Annotated in this window: 24 protein-coding genes; 12 read left to right on the forward strand and 12 right to left on the reverse strand. The window is 62.6% G+C overall.

Annotated elements, in window-relative coordinates:
- Positions 1-82 precede the first annotated feature (82 nt).
- The 5 genes from KW825_RS04495 (at position 83) to tauD (ending at position 5,010) form a co-directional block, all read left to right on the forward strand.
- Entirely contained in the window at positions 83-1,186 is a 1,104-nt protein-coding gene (locus KW825_RS04495; RefSeq protein WP_218328373.1) for a YdcF family protein, read from the forward strand.
- A gap of 289 nt (positions 1,187-1,475) precedes the next feature.
- The gene (tauA, locus tag KW825_RS04500; RefSeq protein WP_218328374.1) at positions 1,476-2,450 is read left to right on the forward strand and encodes a taurine ABC transporter substrate-binding protein; all 975 of its coding nucleotides are present in this window, start codon (positions 1,476-1,478) and stop codon (positions 2,448-2,450) included.
- 16 nt (positions 2,451-2,466) lie between these two features.
- Positions 2,467-3,234: a taurine ABC transporter ATP-binding subunit gene (gene tauB, locus KW825_RS04505; RefSeq protein ID WP_218290760.1), complete on the forward strand. Its 768-nt coding sequence runs from the start codon at positions 2,467-2,469 to the stop codon at positions 3,232-3,234.
- The gene (gene tauC, locus KW825_RS04510; RefSeq protein ID WP_218328375.1) at positions 3,231-4,055 is read left to right on the forward strand and encodes a taurine ABC transporter permease TauC; all 825 of its coding nucleotides are present in this window, start codon (positions 3,231-3,233) and stop codon (positions 4,053-4,055) included. Before tauB ends, tauC begins: the two co-directional genes overlap by 4 nt.
- Before the next feature lie 106 nt (positions 4,056-4,161).
- A complete protein-coding gene (gene tauD, locus KW825_RS04520) occupies positions 4,162-5,010 on the forward strand; it encodes a taurine dioxygenase (RefSeq protein WP_218328376.1) in 849 nt (282 codons plus the stop codon).
- 183 nt (positions 5,011-5,193) lie between these two features.
- Here the strand turns inward: tauD and KW825_RS04525 are convergent, their stop codons facing one another.
- The 8 genes from KW825_RS04525 to KW825_RS04565 all read right to left on the reverse strand — a co-directional run bounded on the left by KW825_RS04525 (position 5,194) and on the right by KW825_RS04565 (position 13,170).
- On the reverse strand, positions 5,194-5,562 hold the full coding sequence (locus tag KW825_RS04525; RefSeq protein WP_042653816.1) for a DUF1428 domain-containing protein: 369 nt from the start codon (positions 5,560-5,562) through the stop codon (positions 5,194-5,196).
- Positions 5,563-5,637: 75 nt separating this feature from the next.
- Entirely contained in the window at positions 5,638-6,999 is a 1,362-nt protein-coding gene (locus KW825_RS04530) for an MFS transporter (RefSeq protein ID WP_218328377.1), read from the reverse strand.
- A 312-nt stretch (positions 7,000-7,311) separates the two neighbouring features.
- Positions 7,312-8,205, reverse strand: coding sequence for a heme o synthase (gene cyoE / locus KW825_RS04540; protein WP_218328378.1), 894 nt, complete (start codon positions 8,203-8,205; stop codon positions 7,312-7,314).
- Between the two features lie 10 nt (positions 8,206-8,215).
- Positions 8,216-8,548, reverse strand: a complete 333-nt coding sequence (locus KW825_RS04545; RefSeq protein WP_042653819.1) for a cytochrome o ubiquinol oxidase subunit IV — start codon at positions 8,546-8,548, stop codon at positions 8,216-8,218.
- On the reverse strand, positions 8,549-9,163 hold the full coding sequence (locus tag KW825_RS04550) for a cytochrome o ubiquinol oxidase subunit III (protein WP_042653820.1): 615 nt from the start codon (positions 9,161-9,163) through the stop codon (positions 8,549-8,551).
- Between the two features lie 4 nt (positions 9,164-9,167).
- Positions 9,168-11,144 carry a cytochrome o ubiquinol oxidase subunit I gene (cyoB, locus tag KW825_RS04555; RefSeq protein WP_218290754.1) on the reverse strand — a complete coding sequence of 659 codons (1,977 nt, stop codon included), beginning with the start codon at positions 11,142-11,144 and terminating at the stop codon, positions 9,168-9,170.
- Between the two features lie 3 nt (positions 11,145-11,147).
- The gene (gene cyoA / locus KW825_RS04560) at positions 11,148-12,167 is read right to left on the reverse strand and encodes a cytochrome o ubiquinol oxidase subunit II (RefSeq protein WP_218328379.1); all 1,020 of its coding nucleotides are present in this window, start codon (positions 12,165-12,167) and stop codon (positions 11,148-11,150) included.
- Positions 12,168-12,726: 559 nt separating this feature from the next.
- On the reverse strand, positions 12,727-13,170 hold the full coding sequence (locus KW825_RS04565; RefSeq protein WP_218328380.1) for a carboxymuconolactone decarboxylase family protein: 444 nt from the start codon (positions 13,168-13,170) through the stop codon (positions 12,727-12,729).
- A gap of 121 nt (positions 13,171-13,291) precedes the next feature.
- On the opposite strand from KW825_RS04565, the gene KW825_RS04570 reads away from it, so the two are divergent.
- Positions 13,292-14,209 carry a LysR family transcriptional regulator gene (locus tag KW825_RS04570; RefSeq protein ID WP_218328381.1) on the forward strand — a complete coding sequence of 306 codons (918 nt, stop codon included), beginning with the start codon at positions 13,292-13,294 and terminating at the stop codon, positions 14,207-14,209.
- Positions 14,210-14,320: 111 nt separating this feature from the next.
- On the opposite strand, the gene KW825_RS04575 is transcribed toward KW825_RS04570, so the two are convergent.
- Positions 14,321-14,659 (reverse strand): DUF3634 family protein, encoded by a 339-nt coding sequence (locus KW825_RS04575; protein WP_218328382.1) that lies wholly within the window; start codon positions 14,657-14,659, stop codon positions 14,321-14,323.
- Positions 14,660-14,758: 99 nt separating this feature from the next.
- Positions 14,759-15,727 carry a nucleoside hydrolase gene (locus KW825_RS04580; protein WP_218290751.1) on the reverse strand — a complete coding sequence of 323 codons (969 nt, stop codon included), beginning with the start codon at positions 15,725-15,727 and terminating at the stop codon, positions 14,759-14,761.
- A gap of 282 nt (positions 15,728-16,009) precedes the next feature.
- On the opposite strand from KW825_RS04580, the gene KW825_RS04585 reads away from it, so the two are divergent.
- The gene (locus tag KW825_RS04585) at positions 16,010-16,570 is read left to right on the forward strand and encodes a HutD family protein (protein WP_218328383.1); all 561 of its coding nucleotides are present in this window, start codon (positions 16,010-16,012) and stop codon (positions 16,568-16,570) included.
- 10 nt (positions 16,571-16,580) lie between these two features.
- Here the strand turns inward: KW825_RS04585 and KW825_RS04590 are convergent, their stop codons facing one another.
- Together KW825_RS04590 and azu are read right to left on the reverse strand one after the other, a co-directional pair.
- Entirely contained in the window at positions 16,581-16,784 is a 204-nt protein-coding gene (locus KW825_RS04590; protein WP_218290749.1) for a hypothetical protein, read from the reverse strand.
- A gap of 191 nt (positions 16,785-16,975) precedes the next feature.
- Entirely contained in the window at positions 16,976-17,431 is a 456-nt protein-coding gene (gene azu, locus KW825_RS04595) for an azurin (protein WP_042653829.1), read from the reverse strand.
- Positions 17,432-17,740: 309 nt separating this feature from the next.
- On the opposite strand from azu, the gene KW825_RS04600 reads away from it, so the two are divergent.
- From KW825_RS04600 to KW825_RS04620, 5 genes are all read left to right on the forward strand, one after another.
- Positions 17,741-18,784 (forward strand): FAD:protein FMN transferase, encoded by a 1,044-nt coding sequence (locus tag KW825_RS04600; protein ID WP_218328384.1) that lies wholly within the window; start codon positions 17,741-17,743, stop codon positions 18,782-18,784.
- 187 nt (positions 18,785-18,971) lie between these two features.
- Positions 18,972-20,612, forward strand: a complete 1,641-nt coding sequence (locus KW825_RS04605) for a tetratricopeptide repeat-containing response regulator (protein WP_218328385.1) — start codon at positions 18,972-18,974, stop codon at positions 20,610-20,612.
- A 58-nt stretch (positions 20,613-20,670) separates the two neighbouring features.
- The gene (locus KW825_RS04610; protein ID WP_218328386.1) at positions 20,671-21,633 is read left to right on the forward strand and encodes an ion channel; all 963 of its coding nucleotides are present in this window, start codon (positions 20,671-20,673) and stop codon (positions 21,631-21,633) included.
- A gap of 253 nt (positions 21,634-21,886) precedes the next feature.
- Positions 21,887-22,693 carry an exodeoxyribonuclease III gene (xthA, locus tag KW825_RS04615; protein WP_042653835.1) on the forward strand — a complete coding sequence of 269 codons (807 nt, stop codon included), beginning with the start codon at positions 21,887-21,889 and terminating at the stop codon, positions 22,691-22,693.
- 205 nt (positions 22,694-22,898) lie between these two features.
- The gene (locus tag KW825_RS04620; protein WP_256353331.1) at positions 22,899-24,170 is read left to right on the forward strand and encodes an efflux RND transporter periplasmic adaptor subunit; all 1,272 of its coding nucleotides are present in this window, start codon (positions 22,899-22,901) and stop codon (positions 24,168-24,170) included.
- Positions 24,171-24,174 lie beyond the last annotated feature (4 nt).

Here is a 24,174-nt window from a genome sequence, read left to right on the forward strand (position 1 = left end):
AACCAAGTTTATGTTTTTATTGAAAAAGCCCCTACGGGTAATGCAATGGCATGGCGCCCTTAACCCTCGGTGGAATTCCATGATGAAAAGAACTGCGATTGCCCTGACCCTGGCCAGCCTGTTGGCGCTGCCGGCGTTTCTCCCCTCTGCTGCCTGGGCTGCCCCGGTGCGCTCCCTGCAAAAAGAGCAGAATTACGATCAATACATCAGCAAGCGCCAGGTGGTGGATCAGCTGCTGGCGGATGCCTGGCAGATCTTCAAGTCACCGGCCAGGGTCTCGACCGCCGGGTTCACCGCCAAGATGCCGAGCAACATGGAGCGGGTCACCGAGCTCTTGCTGCAGGCCTATCAGCTCGAGCCCTATCGCACCGATCTGCTCATCTCGGCGGCCAACGCCCAGATCTACAACGGCAACGTGGAGCGGGCCATCAACCTGTTCGAGCAGGCCCTCACCACGGCGCCGGACGACTTGGACCTCAATACCTACCTCGCTACCTGGCAGCGCTTCAAGGGCGATCAGGCCAAATCTGATGCCTATCTAAAGCGGGTGAGCGAGCTCAACGGCGGGCGGGCCGCCGATCTGCAGCGCCTGTTCGATACCATTGACCGGGTCAACGCCACCCCGCTCAAGGAGCAGGGGGAGCGCTCACCCAAGCCGGGCAACAGGGCCATCGTCACTTTGGGCTATGCCCTCAATCCGGATGGCAGCATGCACGACATCCTGCTCGGCCGGCTGGAGACCACCCGCTCCCTGGCCCAGGCCAACCCGGCCGCGCTCATCATACTGACCGGCGGCGTGCCCCAGAACCGCCAGACCGAGGGCAAGCTGATGGCGGACTGGCTGGTGAAGAAGGGCATAGACCGCTCGCGCATCATCGAGGAGAACTACGCCACCAGCACGGTGGAGAACGCCCTCTACAGCGGCTATGCCCTCGCCCGCCACCAGATCCAGTACGCGACCCTGGTGAGCTCCGCCAGCCATGTGCGCCGGGGCCAGACCCTGCTGGAGATCGCCTGCTGGCAGAGCGGTCCGGCCGGGATCCAGATAGACAGCGTCAGCTACCCGGACCAGCCGCTGTCGGCCCTGGCCAAGGTGAGCGACGGCGAGCTGCTCGGCATCTACCGGGATGCCCTGCGCACCTACGGCCTGTGGAGCTACCGCTCGGCCCCGCTGATCGAACGCTAGGCCCCTGGGCCCCATCGACAGATACCCGCCGCTTGGCGGGTCTCTTGTTTTCCCCCTGCTCTCATCCCCTCATCAGCCCCGCCTATCTGAGTTGCCGCCCCTGAATGATCCGGCTCGATTGCCAGCCAACGAATAAGCATCCCCGCATTTGAGATATCCATATCTCATTGTTTCATTTCAGTTATTTATCTAAGAACCATAGCGTCTTAATGCAGGTTTCTCGTTCCTTCAGTCAGCGGGTCATTACGGGAAAGATGGCGTCTCCATCCCCGAAATCAGGAACGACATCATGACAGGAAAAGGAACTTCCCTCTGGCTGGCGGCGCTGGCGCTGGTCGTGCAATCCGCCCAGGCGGTCGAGGTCACCGTGGCCTACCAGACCTCGGCCGAACCCGCCAAGGTGGCCCAGGCCGACAACAGCTTCGCCAAGGAGAGCGGCGCCAAGGTGGACTGGCGCAAGTTTGACAGCGGCGCCAGCGTGGTCAGGGCGCTCGCCTCCGGCGACGTGCAGATCGGCAACATAGGCTCCAGCCCGCTGGCGGTGGCGGCCAGCCAGAACGTGCCCATCGAGGTGTTCCTGCTTGCCTCCAAGCTCGGTGACTCCGAGGCACTGGTGGTGAAGAAGGGGCTCTCGACGCCTCAGGATCTCATCGGCAAGCGCATCGCCGTGCCCTACAGCTCCACCACCCACTACAGCCTGCTGGCGGCGCTCAAGCACTGGGGCGTCGATCCCACCAAGCTGGAGATAGTGAACCTGCAACCGCCGGCCATCATCGCCGCCTGGCAGCGCGGCGACATCGACGGCGCCTATGTCTGGGCCCCGGCCCTCAACAAGCTGACCAAGGAAGGCTCGGTGCTGACCGATTCAGCCCAGGTCGGCAGCTGGGGCGCCCCGACCCTGGATGTGTGGGTGGTGCGCAAGGACTTTGCCAAGGCCCATCCCGAGGTGGTGCAGGCCTTCGTCAAGAGCAACCTGGCGGCGCAGCAGGCCTACCTCGACAACCCGGCCGGCTGGCTGGCCCAACCGGCCAATCTGGACAAGCTGGCGAGTTTGAGCGGCGTCTCCGTGGCCGAGGTGCCCGATCTGGTGCGCGGCAACACCTACCTCGGCGCCCGTGAGCAGAGCGCCCAGCTCGGCAGCCTGGTGAACCAGACCATCGTCGATACCGCCCGCTTCCTCGAGGCCCAGGGCAAGGTGCCGAGTGCCGCCCCCGACTACAGCCAGTTCGTGACCGATCGCTTCGTCAAGCCCCTGGCCCAATGACCCTGAGGAGAAGACCATGCTGCAGCTCGCCTATGTCTCTGCCGAATACGCCGGCAAGAAGGTGCTCGACAACATCAGCCTGAGCCTGGCCGAGGGCGAACTGATGGTGGTGTTAGGCCCGTCCGGGTGCGGCAAGACCACCCTGCTCAACCTCATCGCCGGATTCGAGCCCTGCCAGAGCGGCCAGATAAGCCTGCAGGGCAAACCGGTGAGAGGCCCGGGCGCCGAGCGCGGCGTGGTGTTTCAGAGCGAGGGGCTGCTGCCCTGGCGCAACGTGCAAGACAACGTCGCCCTCGGCCTGCAGCTGGCCGGGGTGCCCCGCGCCGAGCGAAGTGAGCAGGCACTGACCCTGCTGCGCAAGGTCGGCCTGGAGGGGGCGGCCGAGCGCCCCATCTGGCAGCTGTCCGGCGGTCAGCGCCAGCGGGTCGGCATTGCCCGCGCCCTGGCCACCCGGCCACAGCTGTTGCTGCTGGACGAGCCGTTCGGCGCGCTCGACGCCTTCACCCGCGAGCAGATGCAGACCCTGCTGCTGCGGCTGTGGCATGAGGGGCGTCGTCAGGTGCTGCTGATCACCCACGACATCGAGGAGGCGGTGTTCCTGGCCAGCGAGCTGGTGCTGCTCTCCCCCTCCCCGGGCCGGGTGGTGGAGCGACTGAGCCTGGACTTCGGCCGCCGCTTCGCCGCCGGCGAACCCTGCCGCAGTATCAAGTCCGATCCGGCCTTCATCGAGCGGCGCGAATACGTGCTAAGCCGGGTCTTCAACGAGCGGGAGGCCTTCGCATGAGCATCGCCCTCGTCCGATCCACCGCCGCCGGTCGTGCCCTGCGCTGGCCGCTGCCACGGCGGCTGAGCCTGAGCCTCGCCACCCTGCTCGCCCTGCTGGCCCTGTGGTGGCTGGTGGCCCGGCTCGGCTGGGTCGATCCGCTATTCCTGCCGCCCCCCAGCCGGGTGCTGGCGCAACTCGTCACCCTCGCCGGCCCGCAGGGGTTTATGGATGCAACCCTGTGGCAACACCTGGGCGCCAGCCTGCAGCGTATCCTCATCGCCCTGCTGGCGGCGGCGGTGTTCGGGATTGCAGCTGGCCTCGCCATGGGGCTGAGCCCCACGGTGCGCGGCATGCTGGATCCGCTGATCGAGCTCTATCGGCCGGTGCCGCCGCTCGCCTACCTGCCGCTCATGGTGATCTGGTTTGGCATCGGCGAGACCGCCAAGGTACTGCTCATCTATCTGGCCATCTTCGCCCCCGTGGCCATGGCGACCCTGGCGGGGGTGCAGAGCGCGCAACAGGTGCGGCTGCGGGCGGCCCGCTCGCTCGGCGCCTCCAGGGTGCAGGTGTTGTGGCATGTGATCCTGCCGGGCGCCCTGCCCGAGATCCTGACCGGGCTGCGCATCGGCCTCGGCGTGGGCTGGTCGACCCTGGTGGCGGCGGAGCTGATCGCCGCCACCCGAGGGGTGGGCTTCATGGTGCAGTCTGCCGGCGAGTTTCTGGCCACCGACGTGGTACTGGCAGGCATTCTGGTGATCGCCCTGGTCGCCTTCGTATTGGAACTGGGTTTACGCGCACTGCAGCGCAGGCTGACGCCCTGGCATGGTGAAGGACAATGAACGACAAGCTGACCGTCCTCATGGTGATCCTTCACATCGTCTTCGTATTGGAACTGGGCTTGCGAGCCCTGCAGCGTCGACTGACGCCTTGGCATGGAGAAAGCATATGAACGACAAGCTGACGATTACCCCGCTCGGGCCCCACATCGGCGCCGAGATCGCCGGTCTCACCCTGGCCGAGCCCCTGACTCAGGAGCACTTCGAGCAGCTCCATCGCTCCCTGCTGAAGTATCAGGTGCTGTTCCTGCGGGATCAGCCCATCAACCCCAGGCAACAGCGGGCGCTGGCCAACCGCTTCGGGGATCTGCACATCCACCCCGTCTATCCCCACGCGGAGGAGGCCGAGGAGATCATCGTGCTCGATACCCACGACGACAATCCGCCGGACAACGACAACTGGCACACCGACGTGACCTTCATCGAGACCCCGCCGGCGCTGGCCATCCTGGCCGCCAAGCAGTTGCCCCCCAGCGGGGGTGACACCCTCTGGGCCAGCGGGATCGCGGCCCTGGCGGCGCTCTCGCCCCCGCTTAGGAAGCTGCTGGCGGGGCTGGAGGCGGAGCACGACTTCACCAAGTCGTTCCCGGCCCACCGCCACAACGGCAGCGAAGAGGAACGCCAGCGCTGGCAGGCCGCCGTGGCCAACAACCCGCCCCTGCGCCACCCGGTGCTACGCACCCACCCGGTGAGCGGGCGACAGGCGCTGTTTGTCAACGAGGGCTTCACCAGCCGGCTGCCGGATCTGCCGGCCCGGGAGAGCGAGGCGCTGCTGGGCTTCCTGTTTGACCATATCCGTCGACCCGAATTTCAGGTGCGCTGGCGCTGGCAGGAGAACGACATCGCCATCTGGGACAACAGGGTGACCCAGCACTATGCCAACGCCGACTACCTGCCGGCGCGTCGGGTGATGCACAGGGCGACCATACTGGGGGACAAGCCCTTCTGGCGGCCTTGAACGAAAGAGAGCCGCCGGGTGATGCACATGGCCAGCATGTTGGGGACAAATCCTGCTGACGACCTTGACCGAAAGAGATCCACCGGGTGATGCACAGGGCCGCCATGCTGGGGACAAATCCTGCTGGCGGTCATAACGAAGAGGCCCGCCAATGTGGCGGGCCTCTTCTGCTTTCAAGACACCTCAGCCACGCAGATCCAGCACTGGGCTGAAACCCCCGAAGATCATGCGGGCACCATCGAACGGCATCGCCAGATTGGCGGGATTGCTCGGATCCATCCTGGCGTCTTTCATTATCTTCGCCATGGCCTCATCCCGGGTGGCCTTGTCCGGCCACTCCACCCAGGAGAAGACCACGCTCTCATCTTCCTTCGCCGCCACGGCGCGGTAAAAGTCGGTCAGCTTGCCGTGAGGCACATCGTCCCCCCAGCCCTCCAGCACCCGGGTGGCGCCGTATTCGAGGAAGATGGGATCAATTTGCCGGGCGTGATCGATCAGGGCCTGCTTGCTGGCCGTGGGCACGGCAAGCACGAATCCATCTATATATGACATGACACTCTCCTCCTTATTGAGGATCTCAGCATAGCAACGGGGGCTGCCCGCTGCGCTGCCCAGCGTGAGTGCCCGTCAGATCGCCACCAGTCGCTCCAGATCGCTGCGCGTGAGGTGTTTGGTATCCACCTTCACGTAGAGCGAGCGTTCGGCTTCGACCAGCAGCACGTCGCTCACCCCCTCACAGGCGCGGATCTTCTGCTCCAGCGCGGGGGTCGCGGCGACCCCCTCCGGCAGCACTATGCGCAGGCTGCTGACATAGGGCGGCTCCTGCATGGTGAGGCTTATCCCCAGCCAGAGCAGGGCCAGCACGGCGCAGCTGCCGAACACCAGGGGCGCACCGCCGAGGCTGTAGAACAGGCCACCCAGGCTGCCGCCGATGGCGACCCCGATGAACTGGCTGGTGGAGTAAACCCCCATGGCGGTGCCCTTGTAACCCGGTGGCGACTCCTTGCTGATGAGGGATGGCAGCAGCGCCTCCATCACGTTGAAGCCGATGAAGAAGATCTGCAGCCCGGCGAGCAGGCCCCAGAGCTGCAGGCCGGCCTGCCACAACACCACCTCGGCGACGAGCATCACCAGCACGCAGAGCTGGAAGACCCGTCTCATCTGGCGGCGTTTCTCGGCATAGATGATGAAGGGCACCACGCTGACAAAGGCGATCAGCATGGTGACCAGGTAGGCCTGCCACTGGCTGTCACGGGGCAGACCCGCCTGCTCCAGCAGCGGCGGCAGCGCCACGAAGCTCGACATCAGCAGGGTGTGGACGCAGAGGATACCGAGGTTGAGCTTGAGCAGCCGCGGATTGGTGAGCACTGTGCGGATCCCCCCCTTTACCAGCGCCGACTCGCGGTTGCGCAAGTGGCTGGTCGGGGTCGGCACCCACCACAGGGTGATGCCGATGCCCCCCAGCGCCAAGAGGGCGATCAGCCAGAACAGGCCGGACAGCCCCAGCGCATGGGTGATGATGGGGCCGGTCACCATGGCGATGGCGAAGGTGATGCCGAAGCTCACCCCGATGAAGGCCATCGCCTTGGTGCGGTTCTGCTCGCGGGTGAGGTCCGAGAGCAGCGCCATGACGGCGGCGGAGATGGCCCCGCTGCCCTGCAGGGCGCGGCCGACGATGACCCCCCAGATGGAGTCGCTGAGGGCAGCGATGACGGCCCCAAGGGCAAACATCAGCAGGCCGCCGACGATGAGCGGCTTGCGGCCGATGCGATCGGAGAGCAGCCCGAACGGGATCTGGAACAACGCCTGGGTCATGCCGTAGATGCCGATGGCCAGCCCGATCAGGGCCTCGGAGGCACCGGCCAGGGACATGCCATAGGTGGTCAGTACCGGCAGGACCATAAACATGCCGAGCATGCGCAGGGAGAAGACGGAGCCGAGCGCCCAGGTGGCTCGGCGCTCGCCCCTTGTCATCGTGAAATCATTCATGATGGCCTCGATGAATAAGAGAAGTGGGTGATCACAGGTTGCGGATTATGCAATCTACACGAAGCCCGAGAATATGAGGGAAAACGGACCGGACCCGACGTGGGTCGGCCCACATAATAACAGAGCCGGAAAAGTTCCCGGCTCTGGATTCTACTGATTTTCCTGTGTCATATCACAACACTGGGGCTCGGCTTACCGAAGCCTCAGGGCAGCATGCTCACCAATACCGGCGCTGCGTCCGGCTGGAAGTCCACCGACATCATCACGCTCAGGCAGGTGAAGATGATGACGACGATGGAGAACATGTCCGCATCAGGGCAGCATGCTCACCAGCACCGGCGCTGCGTCCGGCTGGAAGTCTACCGACATCATCACGCTCAGGCAGGTGATGGTGACAATGGAGAACATGAACAACTTGCGGGCCCACAGGGAGTCATCGACCGCCTGCTTGTAACCCGACAGCGCCATCCCCAGCCACCAGACACTCACCGCCGTGGCCACGATCAGATACTTGTAACCGGCATAACCGCCGAGGAACAGCATCAGGGTCGGCACCATAAACGCCAGTATGTAGAGGGTGATATGGTGTTTGGCCACCGAGATCCCCTTCACCACCGGCAACACCGGAATGTTGGCGGCCTGGTAATCCTTGAAGCGGAAGATGGCAATCGCATAGGAGTGCGGCATCTGCCACAGGCTGAAGATCGCCAGCAGGATCAGGGCGCCCGAGTCGAACTCGTTGCTCACCGCGCAGTAGCCGATGACGGGTGGCGCGGCGCCGGAGAGGCTGCCGACCAGGGTGCCATAGACCGAATGACGCTTCATGTAGAGGCTGTAGACGCCCACATAGACTAGGAAGCCGAGCACTGCCAGCAAGGCGGCCAACGGATTGGCCGCGAAGTAGAGCAGTGCAATGCCCGCAACGCCGAGCGCGCTCGCATACCAGAGCGACACGCCGGGGGCGATCAGCCCCTTCACCAGGGCGCGGTTCTTGGTCCGCTCCATGATGCAGTCGATGTCCCGGTCGATGTAGTTGTTGAACACACAACCGGAGGCGACCACCAGTGACACCCCCGCCATGGTCAGGATGAACAGGGGAACGTCCAGGCTCCCCTTGGAGGCCAGCAGGAATCCGCCGATAACCGAGATGAGGTTACCGAAGATGATGCCCGGTTTGGTCACTTGCAGGTATTGCTTCATCATCACACCAACCCGCTTAGTGAACCATCATGTTGACGTTGAGGTTGTACATGATCCACAGGGAACCCACCACCACTATGGCGATGATGAGCACGGTAAACACCAGTGCCACCAGGTTCCAGCGCTCCTCTGACGAGGTGTTCATGTGCAGGAAGTAGGCCAGATGCACGAAGATCTGGACCACCGCCATGGCAACCACGGTACCCAGCACCATGGCATGGGAGGCGCTGCCGTCCATCACCATCCAGAACGGGATCGCGGTCAGGATCACTGACAGCACGAAGCCGATCAGGTAGGACTTGGCGCTGCCGTGGCTGGCGCCGTGATTATCGACTGCATGACTACTCATTTACATTGCCCCCATCAGATAGACCACGGTGAAGACGCAGATCCACACCACGTCCAGGAAGTGCCAGAACAGGCTCAGGCACATCAGGCGAGTACGGTTGCGCTCGGTCAGCCCCTTCTTGGCTACCAGCACCATCATCACGATGATCCAGATAAGACCGCTGGTCACGTGGATACCGTGGGTACCGACCAGGGTGAAGAAGGCGGACAGGAAGCCACTGCGCTGCGGGCCGAAGCCCTCGGCGATCAGGTGATGGAACTCGTAGATCTCCATGGCGATGAAGCCGGCACCGAGCAAGAAGGTCACCAGCAGCCAGCCGTTGACGGCAGCCACCTTGTTCTTGTTCATGGCCAGCATGCCAAAACCGAAGGTGATGGAGCTAAACAGCAGCAGCATGGTTTCGGCGAACACGAACGGCAGCTCGAAAATGTCCTTGCCGCTCGGGCCGCCGGCGGTGCCGTTGACCAGGACTGCATAGGTTGCGAACAGGGTCGCAAACAGGATGCAGTCACTCATCAGGTAGATCCAGAAACCGAACACCTTGGTGGCACCGGCATCATGGTGCCCATGATCGTCATGGGCGCCGTGAGTGTGATGTAGAACGTCAGTTGCCATAGCGTCAGGCTACCTTGTTGATGTTGTCGAAATGCTGACCTTCGATGCGCTCGATCTCGTCAACCTGTACGTAGTAGTCCACATCCTCGTTGAAGCTGTGGATGATCCAGGTGGCGATCATGCCGACGAAGCCGGCGATGGCCATCCACCAGATGTGCCAGATCATGGCGAAGCCAAACACCACGCTGAGGGCGGCGATGACCACACCGGCACCGGAGTTCTTCGGCATGTGGATGGGGGCGTACCTGGCCGGCTGCTGGAAGGCAGAGCCGTCCTCTTTCGCTTCCCAGAAGGCGTCGAGACCCTTCACCTTCGGCTCGATGGCGAAGTTGTAGAACGGCGGCGGAGAGGAAGTGGCCCACTCCAGGGTACGGCCACCCCAGGGATCGCCGGTCCAGTCACGGTTCTTCTCGCGGTCACGGATACTGACCACGACCTGGATCACCTGGCACAGGACGCCGATGGCAATCAGGCCGGCACCGCAGGCGGCCACGACCAGCCAGCCGTGGAACTCGGGATCGATGTTCTGGCTGACCCGACGGGTCATGCCCATGAAGCCCAGCACATAGAGCGGCATGAAGGCCACGAAGAAGCCGGTGATCCAGAACCAGAACGCGCGCTTGCCCCAGACGTCATCCAGCTTGAAGCCGAATGCCTTCGGGAACCAGTAGGTGATACCGGCGAAGCAACCGAACACCACGCCGCCGATGATGACGTTGTGGAAGTGGGCGATCAGGAACAGGCTGTTGTGCAACACGAAGTTGGCGGCCGGCACCGACAGCAGTACCCCGGTCATGCCACCGACGGTGAAGGTGATGATGAAACCGACGGTCCACAGCATGGGGGAGCTGAACTCGATGCGACCGCGATACATGGTGAACAGCCAGTTGAAGATCTTCACCCCGGTCGGGATGGAGATGATCATGGTGGTGATGCCGAAGAAGGCATTCACGTTGGCGCCCGATCCCATGGTGAAGAAGTGGTGCAACCAGACCACGAAGGAGAGCACGGTAATGGCCACGGTGGCCCACACCAGGGAGGTGTAACCGAACAGCTTCTTCTTGCAGAAGGTCGCCACGATTTCGGAGAAGATCCCGAACACCGGCAGCACCAGGATATACACCTCGGGGTGACCCCAGGCCCAGATCAGGTTGATGTACATCATCATGTTGCCACCCATGTCATTGGTAAAGAAATGGGTGCCGAGGTAACGGTCTGCGGTGAGCAGGGCGATGGTGACGGTCAGGATCGGGAAGGAGGCGATGATCAGGATGTTGGCGCACAGGGCGGTCCAGGTGAACACCGGCAACCGCATCATGGTCATGCCAGGGGCACGCATCCGGATGATGGTGGCAAAGAAGTTGACACCGGTCAGCAGGGTACCCAGACCCGAGATCTGCAGGCTCCAGATCCAGTAATCGACCCCGACGCCCGGACTGAAGTCCACGCCCGACAAGGGCGGATAGGCCAGCCAGCCGGTCTGGGCGAATTCACCGACCGCCAGGGAGACGTTGATCAACACCACGGCAGCGGCGGTAAACCAGAAGCTCAGGTTGTTGAGGAAGGGGAAGGCGACGTCACGGGCACCGATCTGCAGCGGCACCACGATGTTCATCAGGCCGATCACCAGTGGCATGGCCACGAAGAAGATCATGATGACGCCGTGGGCGGTGAAGATCTGGTCGTAGTGGTGCGGTGGCAGTATGCCCTCGCCCCCGGCTGACGCCATCACCTGCTGGGTCCGCATCATCACCGCATCGGCGAAGCCGCGCAGCAACATGACCATCCCCAGGATGAGATACATGATACCGAGGCGCTTGTGATCCACCGAGGTGAACCACTCTTTCCACAGGTATTCCCACTTGCCGAAATAGGTGATCAGCCCGGCAATGGCCAACCCGCCCAATATGATACCGGCTATCGTGACCATGATGATGGGTTCATGGTACGGGATAGCGTCGAGTGTTAACTTTCCAAACATCGATTATTCCTCGGATCCTGCTTTCACACTCTTTTCATCCATCGGCATGGCCATGTGCCCGGCATGCTCAGCGGAGGTCATGTCGCCATGATCCATGTCGGCCATGTCCATCCCGTCGTCATGCTTGGCGGCGGTTTCGTGCTGCATGCCTTTGTGCTCACCCGGCTTCATGTCACCCATGAACTTGTTGATCACATTGACGAACAGCTTGGGATCGGCGCTGGCGAAGTACTCCACCGGATGGTTTTCGCTCTTCTTGGCCAGCACATCGAACTCGCCCATGGTGTTCAGCATCTTGGGAGACTGCTTCACCTTGGCGACCCAGGCATCGAAACCGGCCTGATCGGTCGTGGCGATGGCCTTGAACTTCATCCCGGAGAAGCCCGCGCCGCTGTAGCTGCCGGAGATCCCCTTGTACTGACCCGCCTCGTTGGCAATCAGATGCAACTTGGTCTGCATCCCGGCCATGGCGTAGATCTGACCGCCCAGTTGCGGAATGAAGAAGGAGTTCATCACGGTGTCGGAGGTCACCCGGAAATTGACCGGGGTATTGACCGGGAAGGCCAACTCATTGACCGAGGCGATACCCAGTTCCGGATAGACAAACAACCATTTCCAGTCGAGGGAAATAACATCGACCTGGATCGGTTTGACGTCCGATTCCAGCGGTTTATAAGGATCCAGCGAGTGGGAAGTTTTCCAGGTAATCACCGCCAGGATGGCGACAATAATGACGGGTACGGTCCAGACAACCGCTTCAATCTTGTTGGAGTGAGACCAATCCGGGGTGTATTTGGCGGTGGTATTGGATGCTCTGTATTTACGAGCAAAGGCCACCGTCATAATAATCACAGGAATCACTACAATTAACATCAGACCGAGTGCGGTTAATATTAGTGACTTCTGTTCCAGACCAACCTGCCCTTTGGGGCTCATCAGAGCCATGTCGCAGCCACTCAGCAAGCCAGCGGTTGCAATCAACAGCAAAGCGCCCAAGCCCCTCTTTACTTCAAAAGGTCTCATGCAATGTCCTCATCGTTTCAAGGCTTATTGGTATAATAAAAATGCAGCATTTTATTGCATCAGACCGGCATGTGAACAACATGAAAAATTAATCCGGAAGTTGTTTTTTGTTTGGTGCGAAGATGCGTTATTTGTTAAACGCTTGACAGTGACAATTTTTATACGAACACAAATTTCTGATTCAGCCTGCATTGCTTTCATTTCGATCCCTCATCGAGCAACAACTGGGCAATACTCTCACTTCCCCTTAATGTTGTCATGGTCAATATGCATCATTTTCTGCTGGTGGATATTCCGACTGCACGCTTTTTAATCTATAAAACCTTGATCTGATCGGGGTAAGTGATGAGATAAAATAATAAATAATTAATCAAACAACTGTGTGATTAACTTCCTACCCAGGCGGGAACGGCGGCAAAAAACGGCCATTAGAGTCCTCCTCCCATCCATGCCTCATAAAAAAGGCCTCCAATGGAGACCTTCCTATCGAGCTTCCCTGCTCCTGTTCACACCAGGTTCATCTCCCTGGATGACAGGGCGGCCATGCCCCTCTCCAGACTCAGCTAAGCGGATGTTCCATCCGGGTGGCGACGGCAATCCGGTTCCAGGCATTGATGGTGACTATCTGCATCAGGCACTGGGCCAGCAGGGTCTCGCCGAGCAGCGCCAGCCCCTGCCGATAGACCTCCTCGCTCAGCCCCTGCCCGGCGATCAGGGTCACCTCGTCGGTCAGCGCCAGCACGGCCCGCTCACGCTCATCGAACAGCGGGGATTCGCGCCAGGCGGACAGCGCCAGCAGACGTTGCGGGCTCTCCTGCTGCTTCATCGCCACCTCGGCGTGCATCTGGATGCAGTAGGCGCAGCCGTTGATCATGGAGGACCGCAGCTTGATGAGTTCCTTGAGCCGGGAAGGGATCTCGGTGCCACCGAGATAGGACTCCAGCCCCATCATGGCCTGGATGGCGGCGGGGATCTGCCGGGCGAGCTGGATACGGTCTGACATGGTGCTGCTCCTGTGGCGCTATGCCCGTCTCGGGCGATGACGGCATTGTTCACCTTCTCACCGATGAATAGAATACCGTCACAACCTGCAACAGTTTTGCATTAAACGCAAAGGAGTGTCCGTGCTGGATCGCATTCGTATCCTGGCCCAAGTGGTGGAGTCCGGCAGCTTCTCCCGCGCCGCCCGCGCCCTCAATCTGGCCCCCTCCTCGGTGACCCGCACCATCGACAGCCTGGAGCAACAGCTGGGGGTGCCCCTGTTCAAGCGCAGCACCCGCCAGCTGGTGCTGACCGAGCAGGGGGAGTATTTTCTCGCCCGCTCGGTGCCCCTGCTGGAGGAGGCCGAGCAGCTGGTACAATCCCTCCAGCCCCTGCACGTGGCGCCCCGTGGCCCATTGCGGGTCTCGGTGTTCGAGAGCTTCGGGGCGGCCTGGCTGGCGCCGCAACTGCCCGCGTTTCTGGCCCGCTACCCCGGGGTCAGGGTCGAGATCGAGTTCGACAACCGGCTGGTGGATCTCGATGCCGACAACGTGGACGTGGCCATTCGCATCGGGCGCCCGACCGACAGCAGCCTGCATGCCCGCCATCTGCTGGCGAACCGGACCCTGCTGGTCGCCTCCCCCACCTACCTGGCGCAGCATGGCGAGCCCGCCCATCCCGATGAGCTGGCCAGTCACAACTGCCTCATCCGCGGCCAGGGCCGTCAGCGCCAGCATTGGTATTTCCAGCGCGGGCCTGAGCGGCGCAAGATCGCGGTGCAGGGCAATCTCGCCTCCGTCGGCGGCACGCCCCTGCTCTGCGCGGCCCAGGCGGGATGCGGGCTCTTGCTGCTGTCGAGCTGGATGGTGCAGCAGGGGATCGACGATGGCAGCCTGCGCCAGCTGCTGCCCGACTGGCAGGCCTCCCCTTACGAGGATCGCCACGACGAGATCTTTGCGGTGTTTCGCGGTGGCCGCTTCTTGAAGCCGCAGACCCGCGCCTTCATCGACTTTCTGATCGAGGTGATGGCGCCGCTGCAGGGGTCAGACGGGAAGGCTTGACCGCCTGCTGCCAAGGTGGCCAGGGCGATGGGAAAGAGAGGATGCGAAAATAAGAAAATAAACAGCCGGGCACCTGGCCCGGCTGCGGCTCACGGGGTATGCATGTCGGCTCTATTTATGCTTATGCGGCTTGCGCCCGTCCGGGACGGCGGGAGGGGTACGGTAGTCACCATAGGGAAAGATGTTGCGCAGCCGCTGGGCCACCGGCTCGGGGATGGAGCGGGAGAAGACCAGCCTGACGCCGTTGTCGTCGCGCTGACCCAGGATCCGGCCCCGCACCGGATCCTGCTGCAGGATCTGCTTGGCCTGGGCCAGGAAGCGCGGCGACACCGCGCCTCGCTTCAGCTGCACCTTGCCAGGTTGCAGCCGGATCTCGAACAGGGCGCCACGCCCCAGCTTCATCAGCCACCAGATCAGGGCTATCGCCACCAACAAAGACAACCAGGCCATCCGTTTCCCCTTCCCATGCTTAACTTCTGGTCAGTATAGGCCGCGCCAGCCGGTGATTACCTGGCGAGCATCACGCTTTGTCCATCCTGCGGGCGAGCCTCAGCAATCCTTGCCCCAGGCCACCAGCGTCTCGCGATAGAGCGCCAGCAGCGCCTGATCCCGTACCGCCACCCCGACCCGCTGGGCCGGATAGCCCGCCCACTCATCGTGGGGATGCGCCTTGTCATCGAACTTCTGCAGGGTGTGGCCGATGGCGGGGCCACCGTCGATGACCCGCACCGGCCCTTCCCGCAGGGTAAACAGGGTCGGATCGATCACATAGGCGATGGCGGAGGGATCGTGCACATGGCAGCCATCCAGGCCGATGCGCTCCGAATAGAAGCGCAGGTAGAAGCGGCTCACCGCCCACAGGAAGCGACCCGGCTCGCCCGCCTCATCCCGCAACGCATCGAGGTAGCGGCTGCTGAAGAAGCTCTGCTGGGTCACGTCCAGCCCGATGATCACCACGGGCCAGGGGGCGGTGAACACCACATCCGCGGCCTCGGGATCGTCGTGAATATTGGCCTCGGCATAGGGGGTCACGTTGCCGCGATGGCCGTTGACGCCAAAGGCGCCGCCCATCACCACCACCTGCTTCACCAACCCGGTGATTTCGGGCGCCTCCCGCAGCGCCAGCGCCAGGTTGGTGAGCGGCCCTATGGTGACCAGGGTGATCTCGCCGGGAGCGGCCTTCACCGCCTCGACTATGTATTGCCAGGCCGGACGGGGATCCGCGCTGATGGTCACCTCCCCCGCCTCCACATCCCCCAGCCCGCTCGGGCCGTGCACCACTGTGGTCGGCCCGACCGGCTCGCGTCGCAGCGGCGCGGCCGCTCCCTGGGCCACGTCCGCCTTCATGCCGTATTTCTGCTTGAGCCAGAGTGCGTTGCGGGTACCGTTCTCGATGGTGGCATTGCCAAACACTGTGGTGATGGCGAGCAGATCGATGGCGGGGTGTGCCTCGGCAAACAGTATTGCCATGGCGTCGTCGATACCGGGATCGGTATCCAGAATGATCTTGTGGGTCATGGGGCCTCCATACAACAGAACTGCCAGTGTAGCGGTCTGCCGCCCGTTTAACAGCGCAGGGATCACAGCCTCGGAGTTTGCTCTGCTTCAACCCCGCCGACCGGCGATATCTTGGGCACACCTGACTGACCGGCAGAGGGCGACCCTGCACCGAGGGGTCAAACTGACGAGATTATGGGCAACCGGACGGGGATCGGCCTCCATCGCCTTGTGGGCCGGCGTGCGGGATGGTATCACTTGGCCTCATTGCCACTCACCCCAACCACTTGCCGAGGCACCCTAGTGATCACCCTGATTAAAGAGTCTGACCAGCTGAAGATGCCCTGGAAGAACAAGCAGGGCACCACGGCCCAGATCCTCATCTCCCCCCAGGGGGCGACTCTGGACAAGCTCGACTTCGATTACCGTCTCAGCTCCGCCCCCATCAAGGCGGCAGGCCCCTTCTCCACGTTTCCCGGCTACAGGCGCATCCTGCTGCCCATCAGCGGCGCCGGCTTCGTGCTCAACGGCCACCCCTATGCCACCCATGAGGCGGCCCACTTTGACGGTGACGAGGAGACCCACTGCGAACTGCTGAAGAAGGAGGTGACGGATCTCGGCCTCATCTATCATCCCGAGCGCATCAGCGCCAACGTGCGGGTGCTGAATCTGCCCTTCCCGCTCACCCTCACCCTGGAGGCGGACAAGACCTATCTCTGCCATCTGCTGAGCGGTCAGCTCAGCGTGCAGGATCGGGCCCTGGCCATCAACGAGACCCTGGTGATCAGCGGCGAGGAGAGCATCCGGCTGGAGTGCCAGAAGAAGACGGCCATCGCCTTCTTTACCCTGCAAAAACGCGCATAGCGCGTCGGGGTCAGCGTTTAGGCGCGCGGCCCCCGCTGTCGAGGCAGGCCCGCATGCTGTCGTAGGGTTCGTAGTGTTTGGTGCGGCTGTAATAGGTGCCACCCTGGGGGTGGCAGATGCCGTTGCGGCTCTTCTTGACCGGGGGCTCTGCGGCCAGTGCGATGGCACAAACCAGCATCAGGCAGCCGCTGATGACCCACTTTATGGCGCTCATGGCCCCTTCTCACCGGATTCGTTGCCGGGTCACCTGACCCAGCTTGCGACCCATTCTACCCCGTCACGGCGAGGCGATACCGCCCGCCAGATCATGAAATTCAGCCATGAATTCAGTTGGTTCGTGCGAGCTAGGCGTAAAAAAGCCGGGATATCCCGGCTTTTTTCATCATGACAAGGCAGCGACACAACCTAGCCGACCTTGAAGGAGCCCTTCATCATGGCGAAGTGGCCCGGGAAGGAGCAGAAGAAGGTGAGATCCTTGCCCGCCAGCCCGTCGGTCTTGAAGGTGACGCTGGTGCTCTCGCCGCCCCCCACCAGCTTGGTGTGAGCCAGGATCCTGGCATCTTCCTTCGGCAGGTAGTCGTGATCGACGCCGGCGCTCATGCCCGCGGTGGCGATGGCTTGATAGTCGGCGGTGTTGGCCAGCACCCAGTTATGACCCATGGCCGTCACCGGCATCTTGCCCGTGTGATTGAGGGTCACAGTCACCTCTTTGCAGGTGGCCGGCACGCTCATCTCCTTGAGGTTGTACTGCATGGCATCATTGCCTTCGATGACCAGTGCGCACTCATCGGCCAGGGCCGGTGCCGCCATGCCCAGTGCAGTAAAAATACTCAGAAACAGCAGGGTAATCGCCTTTTTCATCATCTTCTCCTTTGATTGGCAGTGGATGGCAACACGCTTGCCTGAAACTCGCGTCGGCGATGGGCAAAGATGCTGTCAAAATCGATCTTAATTGTACTCAACTGTTGTCAATCGACTATGGCTTTTGCTCAAAGCTGCGGCCCAAGTCACCTGTTTACCCTCGAAACCATTCAACTTTGGAACAGATCTGTCGGGTTAACAGCCTGAGTCGCTTAATTATTTTCCGCCCCGCGCCCGGCTGAAGACTCGTCAAGCCGGGCCCAGTTGGCTAAGCTGCTCCCCCGTCGACGATTCCCGCGAGGATGCAAGATGCCGTTCCCTTCCCCCACCCTGGCCGCACGCGGCCTGCTGCTGAGCCTGATGCTGATGCTGACCGCCTGCCAGCCCGCCCCGACCCAGCTTCGCATTCAGGGCAAGACCATGGGCACCTTCTACGTGGTGACGGTGAACGACGCCTTTCCGGGGGGAGAGGTAGCGCTGCAGCGCGAGGTCGATGCCCTGCTGGTACGCATGAATCAGGAGATCTCCACCTATGATCCGGGCTCGATCATCTCCCGCTTCAATCAGGGGCCGGCCGGGGTGCCCATGGTCATACCGGCCGGCATGGCCAAGATAGTGCAGCAAGGGATAGACGCGGGCCAGCTCACCAGCGGCAGGCTGGATGTGACCGTGGGGCCGCTGGTCAACCTGTGGGGCTTCGGGCCGGACAAGCGCCCGGTCAAGCGGCCGACGGCGGAGCAGATCGCCAAGGCCCGCGACCGAGTCGGCATCGACAAGCTGAGCCTGACGACCCGGGATGGCAAATTCCTGCTCGGCAAAGCCATCCCCGATCTCTATCTGGATCTCTCCACCCTGGGAGAAGGAGCGGCCGCGGACGAGCTCGCGACGCTGCTGGAGGGCAAGGGAGTGAGCAACTACCTCATCGAGGTGGCAGGGGCCGTGCGCAGCGAGGGCCACAACGCCAAGGGCAACCCCTGGCGAGTGGCCATCGTCGAACCCTCGGACCGACCCGGCGCCATCGAGGACGTGGTGATCCCGAACGGCATGGCGCTCAGCACCGCCGGCAGCTATCGCAACTACTACGAGCTGGATGGCCAGCGTTACTCCCACATCATAGATCCCGCCAGCGGCGCGCCGGTGGCCCACAGGCTGGTCTCCGCCAGCGTGATCACCCGCACCGCGCTGGAGGCCGACGCCCTCGACACCGCGCTGATGGTGATGGGGCCGGAGCCGGCGCTGGCCTTCGCCAGGGAGCATAAGCTGGCGATCTATCTCATCGTCAAGACAGAGCAGGGCTTCGAGGCCAGGTTCAGCCCCCAGTTCGCGCCCTATCTGCAGCAAAAGCAGCCCTGAGCAAGCATAACCGGGCGACTATCACGCCCGACACCAGCGCGACACAGCCTGAAAAAGCGAGCTGCCGGAGCTGATTGAGCGCCGATTTGCGAGGGAAAACGCGGGGCAATTCATCCACCGGATTGCCTGGCTGCGGACTTTGGTGGCACACTTCAGTCACCCGCCCGCAGCGCCCCGACCCAAGCAGATGCAGACTCCCGAGCCAGAGAAGAAAGCCCAGCCCAAACCCAGGCGCATCCTGCTGGTCAACGAACAGCGATCCTTCCAGATGATGATGAAGGCGATGCTGATCAACATCGGCATCAACCGCATCACCTATGTCAACTCGGCCGACGAGGCGCGGCGCCGCTGCCAGAAGGAGAGCTTCGACATCTATCTGCTCGACTACGAGCTGGGGGCCGGTGAGAACGGCCGCCAGTTGCTGGAGAGCCTGCGGGATCAGCAGCTGATCCCGCCCCAGAGCGTGGTGATCATGGTCAGCAGCGACGGCTCTCGCGCCATGGTGCTGAGCGCCCTCGAGGCCGAGCCCGACGAATACCTGATGAAGCCCTTCTCCCAGGAGCAGTTCTCGTTTCGCTTGAAGCGGGCCCTCGCCCGCCGCCAGGCGCTGGAGAGCGTCTTTATCGCCCTCACTCGGGACGATCCATCGGCGCTCATCGAAGCCTGCGCCACCCAGGCCGACGCCGTGCCGCGCTTCGCCAACTTCTGCCGCTGCCTGCAGGCCGACACCCAGCTCAAGCTCGGCCAGGCCAGGGAGGCGCGCAGCCTGATGCGCCAACTGCTGGCCGGGCAGGAGAACAGCTGGGCCAGGCTGACCCTGGGCAAGGCCTGTCACACGCTCGGGCTGCACGAGGAGGCGGTGAGCCACCTGCAGGCGACGCTCAAGAACACCCCGCTGATGGTGGAGGCCCACCTCTGGCTGGCGGAATCCCAGCTGGCGCTCGGCAAGGGGGAAATCGCCCAGCAGGAGCTGCGGCGGGCGGTGGACATATCGCCCCAGTCGGTGCAGCTCTCCCGCCGTTTGGCGGAGGTGTGTCTGCTGCGCCACGACTACGGCCAGGCCAAGGATGTACTGCTCGCCCTCATCGATCTGTCGCGCAACTCCATCCACCGCACCCCGCACTACCTGGGGGCCTACATCCAGACCCTCACCCTCTATGCCCTCAACAGCAACGACAGCTACCACATCGCCAACCTGCAGAAGCAGGTGAACTCGGCGCTGTCACGCATTCGCGATTCGCTGATGATGGCGGAGTTCAACTACCCGGTGTTCGAGCAGATCTGCCAGGCCCGGGTCCAGATCGCCCTCGGCGAGCTGCTCAAGGGCAAGAAGATGCTCTATCGCGCCAACCAGAACTGGCTGGATCGGCCGGAAACCATGCCCCCCGCCCTGCTCGGCGAGACCATACTGGCGCTCTACCAGCTCGGCGAGTTCGAGTACGCCGAGAGCCTGCAGGCGCTGCTGGCGGAGGATGAGGATCGGCTGCTCACCACCTGCATCCAGGTGACCCGCGACGACAAGACGGTGCAGGAGCGGCGCCAGCGCTATCAGCAGCTCAACGACCTTGGTATCAAGGCCTATCAGGGCGGGGAGCTGGAGCAGGCCCTCGGCCACTTTCGCGAGGCGCTGCGCCGGGCCCCCGCCAATACCGGCGCCGCCCTCAACAAGATCCAGGTGCTGTTGCAGCTGATGCAGAAGAACCGCAAGAGTCCGGAGTTCGGCGCCGAGTGCAAGGAGACCCTGGAGGTGCTGGAAGGCATCCCCTTGAATCCCGCCCAGCAGGATCGCTTCCGCAAGCTGCGCCAGGAATTTAACCAGTTCAACTAGCCAGCCGGGCCTGCGCCTCACCTATGCTGATACAGACTCAGCAAGGAGAGGCGACAGCATGGCGATGTGCCGATATCTGGTGGCGGATGGCCGCCACTGCAGCGAAGAGGCGGGGGAGCACGACTTGTGCCGCTGGCACGACCCCCAGGCCGATCATCAATCCCCCGACACCGCCCAGGCGCTGGAGAACTACGTTCGCCAGGGCGGACTCTGCCACGGCCTGCAGCTGGCCCGCGCCGAGCTGGCCGGTCTCAACCTGGTGAACAAGCAGGATCCTCAGGGCTTCCTGCTGGAGCAGTGCAACCTCTATCGCGCCAACCTGCGTGGCGCCCACCTCTACGGCATCCGCTTTCGCGGCGGCAGCCTGATGAAGGCGGATCTCAGCGACGCCAACCTGCACTGCGCCCAGCTGCACGACATCAACCTGCTCGGCCTGCGCTGGAAGAACACCCGGCTCGACAATCTGGATACCGGCAAGCGGCTGATGCAGGACCGCAAGGGGCGCAAGGAGCGGGATCCGGCGCAGGCCTGCATCTGGTTCAAGGAGGCGGAGGAGACCTACCGGGACCTGCGCAAGGCCTCGGAGGCCCAGGGCATCTTCACCATGTCCGGCCGCTACATCCAGCAGGAGCTGACCATGCGCCGGCTGCAGCTGCCGCTCTGCTCCTACCAGCGTTTCGCCTCCTGGATAGTGGATCTGTTCTGCGGCTACGGCGAGGCGCCGATGCGGGTGGTGCTGTTCTCCCTGCTGCTGATCCTCATCTGTAGCATCTTCTACTTCTTCTTCGGCCTGAGCTTCAACGGCAACCACCTCATCTATCGCCCCGAGGCGTCCCTCGAGCAGAACGCCATCTTCCTGCTGGAGTGCCTCTACTACAGCGTGGTGACCTTCACCACCCTGGGCTACGGCGACTTCACCCCCATCGGCCTGTCGCGGATCTTTGCCGCCTTCGAGGCCTTTACCGGCAGCTTCACGCTGGCGCTGTTTGTGGTGGTGTTTGTCAAGAAGATGACCCGCTAAAACCTGTCCACGATCTTGCTGCGAGGCCGTGATCAAGGCTCATGTGCTGCTCGCTTATGTGTAACCAGGAGCTCTCATGTATACATATACACTCCGGTTCCTGCGCTTCACCTTGCTGACGACCTCTCGCGACAGATCGTGAACAGGTTCCGATGCAAGTTCAGGAGCGGCACCGGGCGTCCCCCGGAACTTGCATCCACGGCGGATTCCTAGTCCAATAGCGACTAATAAAAACGACATGAGCATCCCGGACATGAAGATCATCTCTTTCAATATCAATGGCCTGCGCGCCCGTCTTCATCAGCTGCAAGCCATCATCGACAAGCACCAGCCGGATGTGATCGGCCTGCAGGAGATCAAGGTACACGACGACGCCTTCCCGGTGGCCGACGTGGAGGCCATGGGCTATCACGTGGTGTTCCATGGCCAGAAGGGTCACTACGGGGTGGCCATCATGAGCAAGCAGCCGCCCCTCGAGGTGCAAAAAGGCTTCCCGACCGATCCCGAGGATGCCCAGCGCCGCATGATCATGGCCAGCTTCAAACGCGAGGACGGCTCCCTCATCAAGGTGATGAACGGCTACTTCCCGCAAGGCGAGAGCCAGGATCACGAGACCAAGTTCCCGGCCAAGCAGAAGTTCTATGAGGACTTGCAGCACTACCTGGAGACCCACCACACCCCGGACGATCAGCTGGTGCTGATCGGCGATGTGAACATCTCCCCCACCGATCTCGACATCGGTATCGGCGAGGCGAACCGCAAGCGCTGGCTGCGGGATGGCAAGTGCTCCTTCCTGCCCATAGAACGCGAGTGGATGGAGCGCCTGAAAGGCTTCGGGCTGACCGACACCTTCCGCGCCGCCAACCCCACCGAGTGCGAGCGCTTCTCCTGGTTTGACTACCGCTCCAAGGGCTTTGACGAGAACCGCGGCCTGCGCATCGATCTCATCATGGCGTCCAACGCGCTCAAGGACAAAGTGACCGAGACCGGCATCGACTACGAGCTGCGCGGCATCGAGAAGCCCTCCGATCACGCCCCCATCTGGGCCTGCTTCGCCTGACCCCTCGCCAGTGGGGGCGCCCTGCCCCCACAGCTTCCCGCCTGACTCCCGACCTCCCCTCGTCAGGGATTGTCGTAATCCCCCCCGCTTTCCCCCTATAGATCCTGTATGGAGCCGACAACTTCCCCTGCCGAGCAGCTCCAGTTCAACTTTGTCACTTTATTATTAAAAAACCCGCATATATCAAGATGTTGAGTTTGTAAACATGATGTTGTCCAGGTTTGTTAATAACAACGAAAAAGCGGGCCGTCGCGGCCCGTCCAGCCAGCGTGTAGGAGTGAAGGATCACCCCAACGGGCTGCGAGTATTGCGACGCGGTTGCATCGCCCTGGCGCTGGCCGGCGCCCTGACCGGCTGTGGCGACGACGCCGCCAGCCAGGTCCAGGCGCCGCCCCCGGTGCCCGTGGTGGTGGCCGAGGTCAAGCTGACCGACGTTCCGCTCACCACCGAGATGGTGGGGGAGACCGCCGGCTTTCGTGAGATCGATGTGCGCTCCCGGGTGAACGGCATCCTGCTGCAGCGCACCTACATCGAGGGTCAGCCGGTCACCGCCGGTCAGGCCCTGTTCCTGATCGACCCTGAACCCTACAAGGTGGCGCTGGAGCAGGCCAAAGGCACCCTGGCCCAGGAGCAGGCGCGCCTCAACAAGGCCCACGCCGATCGGGATCGCATCATCCCGCTCTACAAGCGCCAGGTGGTGAGCCGGCAGGATTACGACACCACCATCGCCAACTACGAGGCGGCCGTGGCCAGCCACCAGGCGGCCAAGGCCAAGGTGAAGGAGGCCCAGCTCAACCTCAGCTACACCCAGGTGACCGCCCCCATCAGCGGCATGGCGAGCAAGAGCTCCCAGTCCGAGGGCAGCCTCATCGCCACCGGCGGTGACAGCGGCCTGCTCACCACCATCACCCAGTTCGATCCGCTCTACGTGAACTTCTCCTACTCGGAGCAGGATCGCCTCAACTTCGAGAACTCGGTGAAGAAAGGGCTGATCGAAGCCAGGGATGCCACCAACTGGCGCACCCATATCCGTCTCGCCGACGGCTCCGTCTACCCGCAGGCGGGCAAGCTCAACTTCTCCGACAGCCGGGTCGATCCGCAGACCGGCACCATCCGGGCCCGCGCCATCTTCGATAACCAGGAGGGCAAGCTGCTGCCCGGCCAGTTCGTGCGCATGACCATAGAGCTCGGCCTGCGCAAGCACGCCATAGTGGTGCCGCCGCGCGCCATCGTCCAGTCCCAGGCCGACCGCATGGTGATGGTGATCGATGCCGACAACAAGGTGGTGCCACGGCCGGTCAAGCTCGGCCAGAGCGTGGACAGCGGTGTGCTGATCGACAGCGGCCTCGAGCCCGGTGAACGCTACATCGTCGAGGGCCTGATGAAGGCTCGCCCGGGCGCCGTGGTCAAGCCGGTCTCGGCCGCCGAGATGAAAGCGATCAACGCCAAGATGGTCAGCCAGATCGCGGCCAAGTAAGGAG

This window comes from Aeromonas sp. sif2433 (assembly GCF_019218705.1).
Lineage (GTDB): Bacteria > Pseudomonadota > Gammaproteobacteria > Enterobacterales > Aeromonadaceae > Aeromonas > Aeromonas encheleia.

Coding starts and splice junctions, on each gene's coding strand:
- KW825_RS04550 (WP_042653820.1), bottom strand. CDS start 9,163: ATGGCAACTGACGTTCTACATCACACTCACGGCGCCCATGACGATCAT.
- KW825_RS04545 (WP_042653819.1), bottom strand. CDS start 8,548: ATGAGTAGTCATGCAGTCGATAATCACGGCGCCAGCCACGGCAGCGCC.
- KW825_RS04580 (WP_218290751.1), bottom strand. CDS start 15,727: ATGACCCACAAGATCATTCTGGATACCGATCCCGGTATCGACGACGCC.
- KW825_RS04575 (WP_218328382.1), bottom strand. CDS start 14,659: ATGGCCTGGTTGTCTTTGTTGGTGGCGATAGCCCTGATCTGGTGGCTG.
- tauD (WP_218328376.1), top strand. CDS start 4,162: ATGAACGACAAGCTGACGATTACCCCGCTCGGGCCCCACATCGGCGCC.
- KW825_RS04525 (WP_042653816.1), bottom strand. CDS start 5,562: ATGTCATATATAGATGGATTCGTGCTTGCCGTGCCCACGGCCAGCAAG.
- KW825_RS04565 (WP_218328380.1), bottom strand. CDS start 13,170: ATGTCAGACCGTATCCAGCTCGCCCGGCAGATCCCCGCCGCCATCCAG.
- cyoA (WP_218328379.1), bottom strand. CDS start 12,167: ATGAGACCTTTTGAAGTAAAGAGGGGCTTGGGCGCTTTGCTGTTGATT.
- KW825_RS04600 (WP_218328384.1), top strand. CDS start 17,741: ATGCCGTTCCCTTCCCCCACCCTGGCCGCACGCGGCCTGCTGCTGAGC.
- KW825_RS04495 (WP_218328373.1), top strand. CDS start 83: ATGAAAAGAACTGCGATTGCCCTGACCCTGGCCAGCCTGTTGGCGCTG.
- xthA (WP_042653835.1), top strand. CDS start 21,887: ATGAAGATCATCTCTTTCAATATCAATGGCCTGCGCGCCCGTCTTCAT.
- KW825_RS04620 (WP_256353331.1), top strand. CDS start 22,899: ATGATGTTGTCCAGGTTTGTTAATAACAACGAAAAAGCGGGCCGTCGC.
- KW825_RS04605 (WP_218328385.1), top strand. CDS start 18,972: ATGCAGACTCCCGAGCCAGAGAAGAAAGCCCAGCCCAAACCCAGGCGC.
- azu (WP_042653829.1), bottom strand. CDS start 17,431: ATGAAAAAGGCGATTACCCTGCTGTTTCTGAGTATTTTTACTGCACTG.
- KW825_RS04530 (WP_218328377.1), bottom strand. CDS start 6,999: ATGAATGATTTCACGATGACAAGGGGCGAGCGCCGAGCCACCTGGGCG.
- tauC (WP_218328375.1), top strand. CDS start 3,231: ATGAGCATCGCCCTCGTCCGATCCACCGCCGCCGGTCGTGCCCTGCGC.
- KW825_RS04610 (WP_218328386.1), top strand. CDS start 20,671: ATGGCGATGTGCCGATATCTGGTGGCGGATGGCCGCCACTGCAGCGAA.
- cyoB (WP_218290754.1), bottom strand. CDS start 11,144: ATGTTTGGAAAGTTAACACTCGACGCTATCCCGTACCATGAACCCATC.
- KW825_RS04590 (WP_218290749.1), bottom strand. CDS start 16,784: ATGAGCGCCATAAAGTGGGTCATCAGCGGCTGCCTGATGCTGGTTTGT.
- tauB (WP_218290760.1), top strand. CDS start 2,467: ATGCTGCAGCTCGCCTATGTCTCTGCCGAATACGCCGGCAAGAAGGTG.
- tauA (WP_218328374.1), top strand. CDS start 1,476: ATGACAGGAAAAGGAACTTCCCTCTGGCTGGCGGCGCTGGCGCTGGTC.